Here is a 17,785-nt window from a genome sequence, read left to right as displayed (position 1 = left end):
AAACATGAAACATATACTAACCTTAGGAATATTTCTTCTAATAACATTTAGATTGTTTGCGCAGACTGATGGCCTTAGTTATCAAGCTGTTATTATTGCACCCGATGTTTTAGAATTACCAGGTGTAGATTCAGAAGGCAACTATTTACCAAATGCTAATGTAGCTGTTAAATTCATCATTTTTGATTCAGGAAATCAAGTAGAGTTTGAGGAAATACAAACCACTACTACAGATGAATTTGGTAGAATCAACCTTATAATAGGAGCGGTAGAACATGATAATTTTGAAAAAATAAGTTGGGATGGTACGCCAAAAGATTTAAAAGTTGAAATTAATTTTGGTAATGGCGATGGTTACATAGATATGAGCAGAGAGGTGCTAACTTTTGTGCCTTATGCTTACCATAGAAACATTACAGCAACCGGTACTTTAGATGTTGATGATGACACCTTTTTAAACAGGGAGCTAACCGTTGGAGGTCCAACAACTTTAAACAGTACTCTTTTGGTTGATGGCGGTAACGAAAGTAATTTAACAGGGGATTTAACAGTAGATGGTGTTACCAATTTAAATAGCGATTTAAACGTAAATAATCAAAGTACTACCAATTTATCTGGGGCATTAAATGTTGGAGTAGCTACAGGATTGCCAGATGATAACGCACCTACTGTTCTCAATGGAAGCCTAACAGTAGTAGGAGAATCCTCATTTACAGGTTTAACGGTTGAAGATTTAACAGTAAATAATTCATCTGAATTAAATGGCAGCATTGCAATGAATTCAGATTCTCAAATTACCATAACCTCAAGTTTAGATGGTGATGATGATACGGATATTAACAATTACCCATTAAAAATTGAAGGTGGTCAGCAAGGAATAGCCATAGTGGTAAATGAAAGTAGAACTAATAAAAATAATTTTATTTCATTTTGGGATACTACTGCCTCTTCCAGTCCAGCAATGTCTGGAGCTAATATGACCACTACTAATCCGACTATGTGGGGAAGGATTGAAGGAGAAACTCCTTCTGAATATACTAATAACGCAGATTATAACTTTGATCAAAGATCTCTTCAATATGATATTTTTGATGCCAGTTTTGATGTGCTATCAGCAGTTTGGGATACAGCCGTCGCTGTTGCCGATAATTTAGCTGCAGCTTCAGCAGCAGCTCCATGTGTAGGTCCAATTCCATGTGTTGCACTTCCGCCTCCATCATTTATTATTAGTACTAAATTCAGACTTGTAGCTGAGGCAGTTAAAACCGCAGTTGCCATTGCTGGAGAGGTTATAGCCATTGATAATTTGGTTACTTACAATAACAATAAGGATACCTTTCAAGGAGTTACTTATGCTTCTGGTGCTGGAGATTATGCCGAATATCTATTGAGAGAAAATATAGGTGAAAAAATGACTTATGGAGATGTTGTTGGTGTTAAAGGCGGTAAAATATCAAAAAATTTAGCTGGTGCAGAGAGAATTATGGTGGTTTCATATAAACCCATTGTTTTGGGTAATATGCCACAGCAAAATGAAGAAAACCAATATGAAAAAGTGGCTTTTATGGGGCAAGTTCCTGTTAAAGTTTTTGGAAAAGTAAATATTGGAGATTACATAATTCCTAGTGGAAAAAATGATGGAATTGGTATCGCAGTAAAACCTTCCTTAATAACTATAAACCAAATTAAAGATATTGTGGGTGTCGCATGGTCTGAAAGTGATGTTTCTTTTGGCTTTAGTTTAATAAATGTAGCGGTTGGATTAAATAGAAACGATAGTGGTTTAATTCTTGGGAAGCTAGAAAACAAAGTGAACGAACAGGCTCAAGAAATCAACACTCTAAAAAGACAAATAGAAGAAATATTGACAAATATTTCAAGAATTGAATCAGGACATGTAGTTAGTAGTGAAGTTAGTTCAGATTCGACTACAAATGAAGGAGAAAAAGTAGTGCATAACAGCCATTCGGACAGAAAGGTTACAGTAATTGAAGCTGTTGAAACAGAAATCATTTATTTCGAAATAACCAGACAGGACATAGAAGATGGGTTAGCATACGCCAGAAAAACAATGACTGAGTTTGGAGAATATGATAGAAACAGAGAGTTTTTTGAAAGGATTGATAACGATACAGAGTTCAGAGAGCGTTTTATTGATGAGATTCAGAAAAAATTAGATAAGCAAGTACATTATCATAAAGCGATTGATAAAAAGGGCAGACATTAAGCAATAAGGCTTCTAGTCAAGTTTATGAAAAACAACAATCTAACATTCTTTTTAGTTTCTTTTTTTGCCGTATCCATGATGTGGTCACAAAATACGTCTATACCAGATGCTAATTTTGAAAATTATTTAGAAACTCATGATGCCAATGGAAATACGGTAAATATTGGAGATAGCTCAAGTATGGGAGATGGAGTAGATGGTAATGGTTTGGTTTTAACGAACAGGATCAATTCTGTGCTTATTTTAAATGTTAGTAATTTAAACATTGACACACTTTCCGGAATTCAGGATTTTGATGCATTGGAAACATTAATATGTAATAACAATAATTTAGTAAGTCTTGATATTTCAAATAATGCAAACTTAAAGTCTTTACTCTGTAGTTCTAATCAATTGTTAAGTTTAGATGTAACGTCTAATTCCAATTTAGAGGATTTGGATTGCTCTAATAATCAAATTACTGCAATTAATGTTGCCAATAATTCTCTTTTAAAAAGTCTGACTTGTTCTAATAATAGAATTAGTGCCATAGATGTAAGTCAAAATACCGAGTTAACCTCTTTAGCAATTTCAAGTAATAGATTAAGTGTTTTGAATGTAAATAACAATTCAAATCTGGAAAGTTTATTTTGCGCTTCCAATCAAATCTCTAACTTAAATCTATCGGCAAATACCAATCTAAAAACACTAGACGCTTCCAATAATTTATTAACTACTTTAGATTTAAGTACCATTAATACGGTAATTTGCCCAGACCCACAAACCGATCCAGTTACTGCTTGTCAGGGCGCATCATCCATTAATATATCAAATAATCAACTAAATTCTTTAATTGTTGCCAATGGTTATAACAATTTACTAACCTCATTTAATTCCCAGGACAATCCTGATTTATTTTGTATTCAAGTAGATTCGGGTTTTACGCCTAACTCTAATTGGATGAAAGATGATTGGGCTTACTATTCAGATACTACCTGTACTGATATTTACACCTATGTGCCGGATGATAATTTTGAGCAAGCTTTAATTGATTTGGGTTATGATACGGTGTTGGATAATTTGGTGTTAACATCAAATATTAATCCAATTACAACGCTTGATATTTCAAATTCAAATATTAATGGTTTAATAGGAATTGAAGATTTTATTGCGTTACAAACACTTAATTGTATCAATAATAATTTAGATGAAATCAATCTTTCCAACAATGCCTCGTTGGTGAATTTGAATGCTTCATCTAATGGCTTAACTAATTTAGATTTGAGTAACAATACCAATCTCACAATTCTGAATGTTTCTAATAATACGTTATCTGGCTTAGATTTGAGCAACAATCTATCGATCAATAATTTGAATTGCTCTAACAACAATATAAAATCATTGAATTTAAGCAATCATCCTGCTTTAACTAATCTTAATTGCGATTCCAATACCCTTGAAGTTTTAAATTTAAAAAATGGTCAAAACGGAAATCTTGCTAATTTTAGTGCTATAAATAATCCAAACCTTTCTTGTATTGAAACTGATACTGGAACTGTGCCTGGGGGTGTTACTTGGGCTGTTGATGCATCTGCATCTTATGCAATTAATTGTGGAACCTATGTGCCCGATGATGCTTTTGAGCAAGCCTTAATTGACTTAGGTTTTGATACTGGAACCCTCAATAGTTATGTTCCAACTGCTAATATTGTTGGAGTAGCTAATTTAAATGTAAGCGGTTACAATATTACCGATTTAACTGGTATTGAAGATTTTTTAGCATTAACTACTTTAAATTGTTCCAATAATGCTATTATTCAATTAGACTTAACCGAAAATACTGCCTTAACAAGCATTATTTGTAATAATAATGCATTGGAATTTTTGGATATCAGAAATGGAAATAACATCAATGTAACCACGTTCAATGCTACCAACAATTCTAATTTGTTTTGTATAAATGTGGATACTGCCGTCATAGGAAGCATCCCTGGAAGTTGGTTAAAAGACGCCACGGCGAGTTATAATGACGATTGTGCCAACAATAGATACACGCCCATTCCAGATAACAATTTTGAACGGGCTTTAATTGATTTGGGAATCGATTCTGGAGCTTTGGATAATCAAGTTTTAACGGCTAATATTGAGTATTTAACCTCATTGAATGTCAATAGTAAAAATATTGAAAGTCTTGAAGGCATTAAAGCTTTTGTATCATTAACAGAATTGGATTGTGGTAACAATTACTTAGATGAATTGGATGTGAGCAATATGGGTAATTTGCAAAATCTTTATTGTGGTTCCAATTATTTTTTAACCAATAATCCTGCAAATACTAATGGACTACTAAATACTTCTGGAACAGTAAGTTTAACAAAACTATTTTGTGCGAATAATAACTTAACCGATCTAAACATATCATTAAATACGAACTTAGAAGAACTTGATTGTTCCAACAATGATATAACCACTTTGGATATTAGCAATAACACTAATTTGGTTGAGGTTAATTGTAATAGCAACCCAATAACTAATTTATCTACTGCTACGGTTATTAATACTTCATTACTTAAAATGAGTTGTTCAAGTAATGCATTAAATACGCTTTTGGTTACTAATTATTCGGCATTAACCACTTTAAATTGTAGATCCAATACATTAACACAGCTTGATATTACTTCAAATAGTGCATTGGAAGTTTTGGATTTTTCAGATAACGATTTGGCAGATGTTAACTTATCTGGTAAAACCAATTTAATAGCCGTTTCAGGTTCACAAAATCAATTGGTAGAAATTAATGATTTAACGTCTCCTGTTTTAGAAAGTTTAATCCTAGATAGTAATCAAATAACCCAGTTAAACATACTAAATAATTTCCCGAATTTAAAGCAATTGTCTCTCAATAATAATCAATTATCAGATTTAAACATCAGTACAAATAATAATTTAATAGAGCTTAATGTAAGCAACAATCAAACAACTGCTTTACAATTACCTAACAATTTAAATCAACTTAAAACATTTAACTGTAGTAATAATCTAATTACGGGCGATTTCGATTTAACAACTTTGGGAACAGGTACATGTCCAACTAAAAACCAAAATAATCCTTTGGATTTTTGCCCAGATTCCATAACGATTAATGTTTCTGGTAATCAATTAGAGTTTGTAAATATCCAAAACGGAATCAATAGTGAGATAATCAATTTTTCAGCAACCAACAACCCAAACCTTACCTGTATTCAAGTAGATGACATCAATAATATTGGTGCCAGTTGGTTAAAAGATGCTACTGCTCAATATAGCGTGGATTGTAGATTTGGTGAAACATACGTGCCCGATGATAATTTTGAACAAGCCTTAATTACCTTAGGATATGATGCTGGACCTTTGGACGATTATATTTTGACCGCTACTATTGAGGTTATAACCAATTTAGATGTTAGCGGAAATAACATAGCAGATTTAACAGGGATTCAAGATTTTATTGCGTTACAAAATTTAGATTTTTCAAGCAATGCTGTAAATACAGTAGATTTATCTCAAAATATCAATTTAACCCAAATTAATGCTTCAAATAATTCATTAGCTAATCTAGACTTGAGTAGCAATCCAAATCTGATAAACTTAAATATTTCAAACAACCTTTTTACAGAATTTGATGCCAGTGTTATACCAACGTTGCAAGTTTTTAATGGCGATTCCAATCAAATTATAGATTTGGATTTTCAATTAAATACGGCATTAACCAATGTAAGTTGTCTATCAAATGTATTGGAAAGTCTCAATCTTAAAAACGGACAAAATACCAGTTTATTAAATTTGAATGTACAAAATAATGCCACTTTAACCTGTATTGAAACCGATACTGGTAATGCCCCAGGAGGAGTCAATTGGTTAAAGGATGCCACGGCAAGTTATTCTGTTGAATGTCATTATGGAGAAACTTATGTGCCTGATGATGCCTTTGAGCAAGCTCTCATCTCACTAGGCTACGATTCAGGTACTTTAGATGATTATGTATTGACTTCAAATATCAGCAACATTACATCCTTAAATGTGAGCAATCAAGGTATTATTGATTTAACAGGTATAGAGGATTTCTTGGGTTTAAGCAGTTTAAACATTACCGGTAACGCCATTACAAATGTGGATGTAAGTGCCAACATCCTTTTAACAAATTTGGATGCTTCAGGTAATGGATTTACAGGTATTGATGTGACCTCAAACGTTAATTTGATAACATTAAATCTTTCAAATAACAGTTTAGCTCAAATGGATTTAAACTCAAATGTAAACTTGGTTAGTTTGAACGTTTCAGAAAATGTGTTGACGTCTTTAAATGTGGATGCTTTGGTTAGTTTACAAACATTAAATTGCTCGAATAATCAACTGGATTCGCTTCAAGTCATAAACAACCTCAATTTAACAAGCTTATATTGTCAATCCAATCTTTTTGTTAGCGACCAATTAAACATTCAAAATGGCAATAATCAAAATCTTAAAATTTTTAATGCTACCAATAATCCTCTGTTGAGTTGTATTTTAGTGGATGATCCATTCACAGTCATTACAAATGCCAATGGTGATTTCGATGGCTGGTTTAAAGATGCAACGGCCAATTACCAAACGGTTTGCGCTGATGCCGATAATGATGGCGTTGCGAATGCAGATGATCAATGCCCAAACACACCTTTTGGTGATGTGGTAGATTTATTTGGTTGCTCCATTTTAAGTTTGCCAAACAATAATTTTACCATTTTAATAACAAGTGAAACCTGTTTAAATAATAACGATGGAAAAATAAATATTTCTACGCTTCAATACTATAATTACACAGCAACTTTAACTAAGGATGATTTTAATAAGGCATACTATTTCACCAATGAGATTGATATATTAAATCTATTGGCAGGCACCTATGAAATGTGTATCACCATAGAAGAATGGCCAGATTATATAAGTTGTTATGATATAGTAATCAGCCAGCCAGAACCATTAAGTGTTTTAACAGGAAAGATAAATAATGGCAAAACAGTATCCATAGATATGTCTGGTAGTTCAAGTTATAACATCAATTTCAATGGATTGAAATTCAATACCACCAATTCTAAAATTACATTGAATTTACAGGAAGGAAAAAATAGCATCAAAGTTAGTACAGATTTTGAGTGCCAAGGTATTTATGAGGAAACCATTTTGGTTTCAGATAAAGTGTTTGTATATCCTAATCCATTTCAAGAAAGTATCAATCTCTATTTGGGAAATATGGATAAGGAAAACATACATGTTAACATGTATTCCTATCTGGGTCAATTGATATATTCCAAAGATATTGTGAATCATAATTTGGACACAGTTGATATTGATACTAGTCATTTGTCTGATGGAATTTATACGGTTTCAGTGCAATCAAAATCATCTGTTTCAACATTTAAAATTGTAAAAAAATGAAACACATAATATTTATTTTTTGCTTCGCTTTTTTGGTTTTTGGATGTAGTAAATCTTCAACCGATGAAGGTAATGGTGAAGAAAATCCAGAATTAGTTGGAAATGAAGGAACTGATGGCGGTGTAAAACTATATTTCCCACAGGAAAATATGTTATGCAATATCGGAAGCAATGTAACGCCAACCGAGAGTACCGTGTATTTTGAATGGGAAGCCAATGGCTCTGATAATTATAAAATAACCATAGAAAATCTTTTAACTGGCAATGTTATACAAGAAGAAACTAGTGCCGATATCATACCAATAGTATTGCAGCGTGCCACACCATACAAATGGTTTATTGTATCAGTAAAGGGTTCAAAAACAGAACGAAGCCCTACTTGGCAATTTTATAATTCTGGACCAGGAGTGCAGTCTTATGCACCTTTCCCAGCAGTTATTGTAGCACCAAATATGGCAGAAAATTTGGCTGCAACGAGCTCAGTTACTTTACAATGGACGGGAAGCGATGTGGATGATGATATTGCAGGTTATGACGTGTATTTTGGTACCAGCGCAAATCCTAATATCAAAGTTTCGGATATTACAGCTACCCAAACAAATGTACCTGTAACATCTGGAAACATTTATTATTGGAAAGTTATTACTAAAGACTCATTAGGAAACACTTCAGATTCTGGAACCTATCAATTCATCGTTCAATAATTAAACTCTTAACGTAATTTTTAGATTTCAAAAAACAGAATAGCTGTATATTTACATGATTTTTAAACTTAGTATGCAGCAAAATTCAATTCCTTTTCATAAAACAGGTTATTTCTCATCGTTAATTTGTGACTATTTAGACGAAAAATCAGATTTAAAACCGTTTTATAATCGTTTTCCAAATATTGAAAATTTTAAAAATCAAATTGAAGAAAAGCGTCTTTCGGTTTCTTCAAAATCAAGAACAGTCTTAACAAAAGTTCTCAAAAATCAATATAAAAACATTAAAGCTTCGGAATTAACACTTCAAAACATTGAAAGTTTATCTTCTGAAAACACCTTTACTATTACTACTGGGCATCAACTAAACCTGTTAACGGGACCTCTGTATTTTTTATATAAAATAGTATCTGCTATCAATCTTTCTAAAGAATTAAAAGCGAAATATACAGATTGTAATTTTGTACCTGTGTATTGGATGGCTTCCGAAGATCATGATTTTGAAGAAATCAATTATTTCAATTTTAAAGGAAAAAAAATACAATGGAATAAAAATTCAAATGGTGCTGTTGGTGAATTGTCCACGGATGGGTTGGAGGCTGTTTTTGACTTATTTTCTTTAGAGTTAGGGTCTACCAAAAATGCTGAATACTTAAAAGAACTTTTCAGTAAAGCCTATTTGGAACACACTAATTTGGCTGATGCAACACGCTTTTTGTCAAATGAATTGTTTAGGGACTATGGGTTGGTTATCATAGATGCTCATGATAAAGATTTAAAAGCACAATTTATTCCGTTTTTAGAAGAAGAATTGACTAATCAAACGTCATTTCAGTCCGTTTCAGAAACAAATAAAAAAATAAATGAATTACCTCAAAATTATAAACTTCAAGTAAATCCGCGAAATATAAATTTATTTTATTTAAAAGAAAATTTAAGAGAGCGTATTGTATTTGAAGATGGTGTTTATGGCGTTGTAAATACTGATATTACTTGGAATAAGGTTGAGATACTAAAAGAGCTAAGCGATTTTCCCGAAAGATTCTCTCCCAACGTTATCATGCGACCATTATTACAGGAGGTTATTTTACCAAACCTCTGCTATATTGGTGGTGGTGGTGAACTGGCCTATTGGTTTCAATTAAAAGAGTATTTCGATAAAGTTCAAGTTCCATTCCCTATTTTATTATTGAGAAATTCGGTTTTAATTCAAACTGAAAAGCAAAGTGAAAAACTTAAGAGACTACATATCTCTCATGAAGACATCTTTTTAAATCAAGATGAACTTGTAAGTAAAAAAGTAAAAGAAATTTCAAGTATTGATATTGATTTCTCCACTCAAAAGGAGTATTTAGTGAACCAATTTCAAGATTTATACAAACTGGCTAAACAGACCGATAATTCGTTTTTAGGTGCCGTAAAAGCTCAAGAAGTTAAACAAATAAAAGGACTGGAAAATCTTGAAAAACGTTTGCTAAAGGCCCAAAAAAGGAAATTAGACGATGAGGTTTCTAGAATAACAATCATCCAAAATGAGTTGTTTCCGAATGCCAGCTTGCAAGAGCGTAACACTAATTTTTCAGAGTTTTTTTTAGAGTATGGTGAAAATCTAATACCAACATTGGTTGAATGTTTGGAGCCTTTAAATAGCGAGTTTATAGTTTTGACACTCAAAGGATAAATACCAAATTTTGTAAAGATTCATCCTTGGATATTCCTAATTTTTTCTGCTGGGATCGCCAGTTTTTTTAAACTTTCTTGCAATATTTTGAAGTTCTTGACAATTTTTTAGAACTAATTCATTGATAATATTTAGTTAAGCATTAACTAATTTCGCATGAGATCAGGTAGTAGTTACGTCATCATTAATACATATCAAACCTTATTAATATTGAATCTTATTCAATCGATAATTCGTGGGTTAATGTTAAATTTACTCAATACAGATGAAACTCAACTTTAAGACGATTTAATTATGCACAAAATAGACATAGATTTGATTGAGATGACCATGGATGTTATGAAATACGTAATAGACAGGTTATCATCCACTAAAAATAAAATTGGGAAGCCCAAAAAGGAAGAAGAACTTAAAGCACTGGTTGGAGAAACAATAACAAAAAAAGGTATTGGGGGAGAGCAAGCATTTAAACTTTGGAAAAAGTATTTAACTAAGTCGAATGTTCCAATTGATCATCCAAGGCATTTGGCATTTGTTCCTGCATCGCCTACTAGAGCAGCCGTGATGTTCGATTTGGTGACATCGGCATCCAGTATTCATGGGGCTTATTGGATGGAAGGTGCTGGAGGTATTTTTTGTGAAAATGAAGCTATGCGATGGATAGTCTCTTTAACAGGTATGCCCGAAGGTGCTTTTGGAGTTTTTACAAGTGGTGGTACGGCTGCTAACCTTTCAGCAATTGTAACCGCAAGGGAGTACTGGAGAAGCTTAAAGGAACAAAATAAGGAAGAGAAGGGTTTGATAATTACTTCAATCGGAGCCCATTCATCTATAAAAGCCATGGCTAAAGTAGCTGATATTGATGTTTTGTTGGTTGATACAGAAGATAGATTAGAAGCAGATGCTTTACGAATAACCATTAATAATCTAACACCCCACCAAAAACAGCGCTTATTTGCAATTGTTGCTACAGGAGGAACAACCAATGCAGGTATTGTGGATGATTTGGAAGGTATTGCTTCTATTTGTGAAAAGGAAAACTTATGGTTTCATATAGATGCTGCTTATGGCGGAGGTGCTTTGGTGGCAGACTCTGTTCGTCATTTATTTAAAGGGATAGAAAAGGCAGATAGCATTACCATCGATCCTCATAAATGGATGTTTTCGCCTTACGATTGTGGTGCCGTTATTTATAAAAAACCTGAGTTGGCTAAACAGGCGCATTCCCAAGAAGGTTCTTATTTAGATATTTTCAAAGATGAAGGTGCACATGGGTTCAATCCATCCGATTATCAAATCCAATTAACACGTCGGGTTAGAGGTTTACCTTTATGGTTTTCATTGGCAACTCATGGCACTAATCGTTATAAGCAAGCGGTGGAACGTGGTATTGCATTGGCGCAAATTGCAGGAAAAATAATTAGTGATATGCCACACGTAGAATTGGTCAGGGAACCAAGTTTGTCATGCGTTTTATACAGAAGAATCGGTTGGTTACCGGATGATTATAAACATTGGACATACGAAAATCATGAAAAGGGATTTGCCTTGGTAACACCTACAAAATGGAAAATAGGTGACACTTTTGAAACCGTATCCCGCTTTTGTTTCATAAATCCAGATACCACAGAAAAGGATATAAAAATGATTTTAAATTCAATGGTTTAAAAATTGTTGATAAAAGAACGATAGGTAATTCCTCAATAAAAAATCAATTCCTATTTTTGCGCATGCAACACGACAAGGTACTTATTTTAGACTTCGGATCGCAATACACACAACTTATTGCCCGTAGAGTTAGGGAACTCAACATTTACTCCGAAATTCATCCATTCAATAAAATTCCAGAAAATATTCAAGATTATAAGGCGGTCATACTTTCAGGTAGTCCGTTTTCTGTAAGAGGTGAAGAAGCTTTACATCCTGATTTATCTCAAATTAGAGGTATAAAACCTATGCTAGCGGTTTGCTATGGGGCACAATATTTAGCCCATTTTTCAGGGGGTGAAGTGGCGCCATCAAATACTAGGGAATATGGTAGAGCCAATCTATCTTTCATTCAAAAGGGAGAGCCGTTTTTTGCCAGAATTAAAGAAGGTAGTCAAGTTTGGATGAGCCATAGTGATACCATTAAGCACTTACCAGAAAATGGTATTTTATTGGCGAGTACCCATGATGTTGAAAATGCAGCATTTAAAATTGAAGGTGAAACCACTTATGCAATTCAGTTTCATCCAGAAGTTTACCACTCAACTGATGGTAAACAACTGTTGGAAAACTTTTTGGTCAATATTGCAGACATCAAGCAGGATTGGACACCCGATTCTTTTATTGAAGAAACCGTTGAAGCTATTCAATCCAAAGTCGGAAATGATAAAGTGGTTTTAGGACTTTCTGGAGGTGTAGATTCTACAGTAGCTGCGGTTTTATTAAACAAGGCTATTGGTAAAAATTTGTACTGCATTTTTGTAAATAATGGCTTACTTCGCAAAAATGAATTTGAAAGTGTATTGAATCAATACAAGGGCATGGGGCTTAATGTAAAAGGCGTTGATGCCTCAAAACGGTTTTTGGATGCTTTAGCCGGTATCGAAGATCCTGAGAAAAAACGAAAAGCTATAGGTAATGCCTTTATAGAGGTTTTTGATGATGAAGCTCATAAACTTGAAGACGTTAAATGGTTAGCGCAAGGCACCATTTATCCAGATGTAATAGAGAGTGTTTCGGCTACCGGAGGGCCATCAGCTACTATAAAAAGTCATCATAATGTAGGCGGTTTGCCCGATTTTATGAAACTTAAAATAGTGGAGCCACTGCGGGCTATCTTTAAAGATGAAGTAAGGCGAGTAGGAGCCACTTTAGGCATTGATCCTGAGCTTTTGGGTCGTCATCCTTTTCCTGGGCCTGGTTTGGGTATTCGTATTTTGGGTGATATAACCGCTGAAAAAGTTAGAATCCTTCAAGAAGTAGATGCTATTTTTATCAATGGTTTAAAACAATGGGGACTTTATGATAAAGTTTGGCAAGCAGGTGCTATGTTGCTTCCTGTAAATAGCGTTGGTGTCATGGGAGACGAGCGTACATACGAAAAATGTGTCGCGCTTAGAGCTGTTGAAAGTACTGATGGAATGACTGCCGATTGGGTGAATTTGCCATATGAATTTCTTCAAAAAACATCAAACGATATAATAAATAAGGTAAAAGGCGTTAATAGGGTAGTTTACGATATTAGTTCAAAACCACCTGCAACCATTGAATGGGAGTAATTTTTGGCATGCTATGTGCACTCCATTAAAGCAGAAATAGGATTTATTTACCGTCATCCTAAAAGTAAAAAACATACGTATATGATAACATTAAGCATGTTTCATTATATTTATGTTCAGCAGATTATTATAATATGAATAGATTTTTATTAACACTAATTTTTGTTTTAGCATTGGGTTTTACATCACTTAATGCGCAAAATTTCAGCACACATCAAGTTAAAGAAGGTGAAACGATTGAAAAAATTGCAAAGAGATATTATGTAACTCCTTTTGATATTTATCAACTGAATCCAGATGCCAAAAAGGAGTTAAAACCTAACACCATTTTAATCATTCCTATTTCTAAAGCAAATCCGCCGAAAGTCACCATAGAAAAAGAATTAAAAGGCTTTACAGAGCATAAAACAAAGCGCAAGGAAACTTTATACAGTTTGGCAAAAGCGTATGGCATAACAGAGGATGACATAAAGAAATATAATACATTCTTATATGCCAACCCATTGCGTAAAGGTGATAAACTTCAAATACCTAAGTTTAAAATTACTGAAATCGTAGAAGCGCCTAAATTAACAAAAGAATATACCGTTTTGCCTAAAGAAGGAAAATGGCGTATTGCCTATAAATTTGGAATTACCGTTAAAGAGTTGGAAGCACTTAACCCTACTATGCAAGAAGTTTTGAAAGAGGGCGAAATTATAAATGTACCAAACCTTGAAACTGAGAGCGTAAAGGAGATTGACGATAAATACAGCTACTATAAAGTAATGCCCAAAGAAGGGTTTTATCGTTTAAAGCTCAAATTAGGATTAGACCAAGAACAATTGGAAGCTTTAAATCCAGGTTTAAAAGAAAGTGGTTTAAAAGATGGTATGATTTTGAAAATACCATATTCAAATTTAGCGGATGGTATTTTAATTACGGACTCTAAACGGGTAAATTTAACAGATAGCATATCAGATTATGGAATAAAACATATAGCTTTAATGTTACCTTTTAGATTGAATAGGGTAGAATTTGATACTGTAGCAGATACAAAAAAGAGTATAAAAAATGACCCTTATTTAAGTGCTTCTTTAGATTTTTATTCGGGGGTTTTAGTGGCTTTAGACTCTTTGAAAAGATTGGGAATCTCCTTAAAAGTGGATGTTTTTGATACAAAGTACCAAGTGAGTGAAGTTTCGAAAATAATTGAGGAAAACAATTTTGAAAATATAGATGCCGTAATAGGTCCGTTAACTTCCGAGACTTTTGATAAAGCAGCTTCAGAATTAAGACGATACAATACACCTATATTCTCGCCTATTGGCTCCAACTTAAATTTGTATGATAATGTTTTTCAATCTAAACCATCTGATGAATTATTGAAAAAAAAGGTTATAGACTTTATAAAATCCGATACGCTACCAAAGAATATAATCATTATTTCTGATTCTAAAACCATCAATGTAAGCAACGATTTGAAAAGGGAATTTAATGGAGCAAGGCAAATATATTCGCGTAAAAATAAGGATGGTAAAGATGAGTTTTTCGTTACCAAAGAAGATATACAAAACGTATTGAAACCTGGCAAAAATATAGTTTTTTTAGAAACCACAAATGAAGGTTTTGCATCCAATGTAACCAGTGTTCTAGCCTCCTTAAACAATAAAGAAAATATTGAATTACAACAAAAACCTATTGAAATTAAATTGGTGACCACAAATATTAATTCAGCTTTTGAGGGTGATCAAATAAACAATACGCACTTGTCAAAATTACAATTTCATTTTGCTGCATCTTCAAGAGAGTATAATGAAAACGATAAGAATTCGTTTGTAAAAACTTATAAAAGTATTTACAATACAACGCCAAATAAAAGAGCTGTAAAGGGTTTCGATTTAACCATGGATGTGGTGTTACGATTAGTAACATCGGAGAATTTGTATTTATCTGTTAAAAACACACCTTTAACAGAATATGTGGAAAACAAATTTGAATATAAAAAGAAGATGTTTGGAGGTTATTATAATGATAGCGCGTATTTAGTAAAATACGATAATTTAACTATTGTTGAAGTAAAGCAATAAACAAGAATTATTTCCCTTTTAAGATGTGGTGCCAATGTAAAAATTATGGCATTTAATTTTTTTGTTTTAACAGTTATTTCTTTTTGTTTTCTTTCGGTTGGATAATAACCTGTTATTACTTGGTATGATTCATATAAACTGTCTTGGGAAGACTTTAAAGTAGTACCTCATTATAACAAAAGTGTTGGGGCTATAACATCTTCACGTATTGCCTTTGGTTTATTTGTAAGGTAAGTTAAAAGTAAACAAAAAGTTAATTTTTTAACTGAAGTATATGCTCATTTTTTATCTAGAACAATCTTGGTATAATGCAGACTGGTAAATAATCATGTTTTGGACTATGACCAATTGCATTTTGATTTTATTGAGTTATAAGCAAGAATTTTTTTCAATTTCTAAAAGCACTTGATTCGACAAAAGTTCGCCAGAATAGCTTTTTGCTACAAACTCAGATTTTTGAAGTTCATCAATCTTTACAATAAAATCTAAACCACTGATTGTTGTCATTGGAACTAAGTTATTTATGAATAAATGCAGAGCACATAGTGGTCATAACATTTTTGTTTTTAAGTAATTTAATTCATTAATTTAGTAAATAACAATCGTATAGAAAATCCAAAAGGATTTTCGCAAGGAGGAGGATTAAAGCAATTAATTATACGCGCTGAATGACCTACGTATTTTATTCCGATTTATGCGCTTCCATTTCGATTTCAACCATAAATTCAGGAAGCGCTAATTCCTTAACTCCAAGCCAAGAACCAGTCGGAAAATGATTTTTGTAAATTTCAGCTCTAAACCCCGATTTTTCTAGCAATAGAGGCATATTGGTTGTGAAAATGTTTTCTATAACTACGTCATCAAATGTACAACCGTAGTGTTTTAATATTTTTTCCAAGTCAGAGTAACAGTTTTTCATTTGCTGTTCCATGTCTCCAATTGCGGTTGGATTTCCTTCATCATCCATACTCACTGCCCCAGAGATTTTAATATCATTTCCGATTTTTACGGCGTGTGAATATCCGTAAGCTTTTTCTACTTCAGGGCGAAGTAAAAAGTATTCAGGTTTTTCCGATTCAATTGTTACTTCTTTTTCAACTTCTTTCGTTTTTTCTTTTTGTTCACAACTTTGGAATCCAAAAGCCAATGCAAAAAGTGTTGCGAGTAAAGTCAGTTGGTTGATTTGTTTTTTCATCATTCTGATTTTTTTTGTGCCTACTTTTTAAGGATTTCGGCTTTTTCGTTTTTTAAAAAATGCTTAGATTTTTCAATTTGCCTCAAAACCCTTTAGTCGATAAGTAATTGTGTGATTTAAGTAACTAATTTAGCAAATAAAAACCGAATTAAAAATCCGCTTGGATTTTTAGAATTGGGCGATAATTAGAAATTATTTATTGCTTTTTTAAACTTAGTCTATTATTTCTTCATAAACTCTCACCCAATCAACATACATATGTTGAGGGAAGCTAGTTGTATTATTTGGTCTGCCAGCATAAGTTCCTCCTACAGCTAAATTAAAAAGAATAAAAAAATCTTTATGAAACGCCGTGAATTCATCTGATGAAATATCCATCTCAGCATATTGTTTGCCATCTACAAACCAACTAAGTTGTTTTTCATTCCACACTAATTCAAATATATGAAACTCATCTGCAAATTTACCATTATCTAATTTAAAGGAAGTAGCTCCCATCATGGCATGTGAACCTGAAGGATCTGCGTAATGAACATTAGATTCAATTAGGCCATCGTCTTTAGTACCGTATAATTCTAAAATATCAATTTCTCCACAATGAGGCCAAGGCGTATCCCCTCCATTTTCGTCTATATTTGCTCCTAGCATCCAAAAAGCAGGCCATATACCTTTGCCTTGTGGAAGTTTTATGCGAGCAGCTATTTTTCCATATTTCCAAGATTGCTTGTTCGCAGTGTGAATTCTTGCAGAAGTGTATTGGTTTAAACCGTGTTTGTCGCTCTCATGTATAGCTTTTATAACCAAACAATTATTTTCTATATAAGCATTTTTATTACTGTTTGTATAACGCTGCCATTCATCATTAAACCTCCCAGCCTTAACAACTTGTAAAGTCCAATTATTGGAGTCTATAATTTCCTTATCAAATTCATCAGCCCATTTGAGCTTCCATTGCTTGTCAATCATTTTATTAATACTTTAAATTGAAACAGTTGTTTTTTCAATTTTCTCATTATTAAGATTTTTCGTTTTATCTTTTTTATCACAAGAACATATTAATACCAAAAACGAATATAAAATTATGAATACGACGCATGCTCTTTTCATTTAACTATTTTTTTCTAATTAAGCCAAACTCAAAAATCAGTTAAGATTTCGGATGTAATTTGTACCAAGTATTTACTTAAAGCCATTTTTGCCAGCAGGTAGT

At 32.9% G+C, this 17,785-nt stretch carries 10 protein-coding genes; 7 read left to right on the top strand and 3 right to left on the bottom strand.

The genetic code is table 11. The features are described from left to right. Positions 1-4: 4 nt before the first annotated feature. The 7 genes from ABD963_RS09690 (at position 5) to ABD963_RS09660 (ending at position 15,380) form a co-directional block, all read left to right on the top strand. A complete protein-coding gene (locus tag ABD963_RS09690; RefSeq protein ID WP_345276770.1) occupies positions 5-2,227 on the top strand; it encodes a hypothetical protein in 2,223 nt (740 codons plus the stop codon). Between the two features lie 24 nt (positions 2,228-2,251). Then, complete coding sequence (locus tag ABD963_RS09685; RefSeq protein ID WP_345276769.1) at positions 2,252-7,660, top strand: T9SS type A sorting domain-containing protein; 5,409 nt, start codon at positions 2,252-2,254, stop codon at positions 7,658-7,660. Next, on the top strand, positions 7,657-8,364 hold the full coding sequence (locus ABD963_RS09680; RefSeq protein ID WP_345276768.1) for a hypothetical protein: 708 nt from the start codon (positions 7,657-7,659) through the stop codon (positions 8,362-8,364). The genes ABD963_RS09685 and ABD963_RS09680 overlap by 4 nt, the downstream gene beginning before the upstream one ends. 73 nt (positions 8,365-8,437) lie before the next feature. Continuing rightward, positions 8,438-10,045: a bacillithiol biosynthesis cysteine-adding enzyme BshC gene (gene bshC / locus ABD963_RS09675; RefSeq protein ID WP_345276767.1), complete on the top strand. Its 1,608-nt coding sequence runs from the start codon at positions 8,438-8,440 to the stop codon at positions 10,043-10,045. 294 nt (positions 10,046-10,339) lie between these two features. Beyond that, positions 10,340-11,713, top strand: a complete 1,374-nt coding sequence (locus tag ABD963_RS09670; protein WP_345276766.1) for a pyridoxal phosphate-dependent decarboxylase family protein — start codon at positions 10,340-10,342, stop codon at positions 11,711-11,713. Positions 11,714-11,775: 62 nt separating this feature from the next. Next, positions 11,776-13,311 carry a glutamine-hydrolyzing GMP synthase gene (guaA, locus tag ABD963_RS09665; RefSeq protein ID WP_345276765.1) on the top strand — a complete coding sequence of 512 codons (1,536 nt, stop codon included), beginning with the start codon at positions 11,776-11,778 and terminating at the stop codon, positions 13,309-13,311. 134 nt (positions 13,312-13,445) lie between these two features. After that, complete coding sequence (locus ABD963_RS09660; protein WP_345276764.1) at positions 13,446-15,380, top strand: LysM peptidoglycan-binding domain-containing protein; 1,935 nt, start codon at positions 13,446-13,448, stop codon at positions 15,378-15,380. Between the two features lie 369 nt (positions 15,381-15,749). Here ABD963_RS09660 and ABD963_RS09655 read toward each other — a convergent pair whose 3' ends face one another. From ABD963_RS09655 to ABD963_RS09645, 3 genes are all read right to left on the bottom strand, one after another. Then, the gene (locus ABD963_RS09655; protein ID WP_345276763.1) at positions 15,750-15,887 is read right to left on the bottom strand and encodes a hypothetical protein; all 138 of its coding nucleotides are present in this window, start codon (positions 15,885-15,887) and stop codon (positions 15,750-15,752) included. A gap of 175 nt (positions 15,888-16,062) precedes the next feature. Continuing rightward, positions 16,063-16,575 (bottom strand): RidA family protein, encoded by a 513-nt coding sequence (locus ABD963_RS09650; protein WP_345277104.1) that lies wholly within the window; start codon positions 16,573-16,575, stop codon positions 16,063-16,065. Positions 16,576-16,788: 213 nt separating this feature from the next. Further along, positions 16,789-17,541: a glycoside hydrolase family 16 protein gene (locus ABD963_RS09645; protein WP_345276762.1), complete on the bottom strand. Its 753-nt coding sequence runs from the start codon at positions 17,539-17,541 to the stop codon at positions 16,789-16,791. Positions 17,542-17,785: the final 244 nt, after the last annotated feature.

This window comes from Litoribaculum gwangyangense (assembly GCF_039543505.1).
Lineage (GTDB): Bacteria > Bacteroidota > Bacteroidia > Flavobacteriales > Flavobacteriaceae > Litoribaculum > Litoribaculum gwangyangense.
This window is presented reverse-complemented; position numbering and strand designations above follow the sequence as displayed.

Excerpts from the sequence above, each read along its gene's own strand:
- bshC (WP_345276767.1), top strand. The coding sequence starts at position 8,438 with ATGCAGCAAAATTCAATTCCTTTTCATAAAACAGGTTATTTCTCATCG.
- guaA (WP_345276765.1), top strand. The coding sequence starts at position 11,776 with ATGCAACACGACAAGGTACTTATTTTAGACTTCGGATCGCAATACACA.
- ABD963_RS09655 (WP_345276763.1), bottom strand. The coding sequence starts at position 15,887 with ATGACAACAATCAGTGGTTTAGATTTTATTGTAAAGATTGATGAACTT.
- ABD963_RS09685 (WP_345276769.1), top strand. The coding sequence starts at position 2,252 with ATGAAAAACAACAATCTAACATTCTTTTTAGTTTCTTTTTTTGCCGTA.
- ABD963_RS09680 (WP_345276768.1), top strand. The coding sequence starts at position 7,657 with ATGAAACACATAATATTTATTTTTTGCTTCGCTTTTTTGGTTTTTGGA.
- ABD963_RS09650 (WP_345277104.1), bottom strand. The coding sequence starts at position 16,575 with ATGAAAAAACAAATCAACCAACTGACTTTACTCGCAACACTTTTTGCA.
- ABD963_RS09690 (WP_345276770.1), top strand. The coding sequence starts at position 5 with ATGAAACATATACTAACCTTAGGAATATTTCTTCTAATAACATTTAGA.
- ABD963_RS09645 (WP_345276762.1), bottom strand. The coding sequence starts at position 17,541 with ATGATTGACAAGCAATGGAAGCTCAAATGGGCTGATGAATTTGATAAG.
- ABD963_RS09670 (WP_345276766.1), top strand. The coding sequence starts at position 10,340 with ATGCACAAAATAGACATAGATTTGATTGAGATGACCATGGATGTTATG.
- ABD963_RS09660 (WP_345276764.1), top strand. The coding sequence starts at position 13,446 with ATGAATAGATTTTTATTAACACTAATTTTTGTTTTAGCATTGGGTTTT.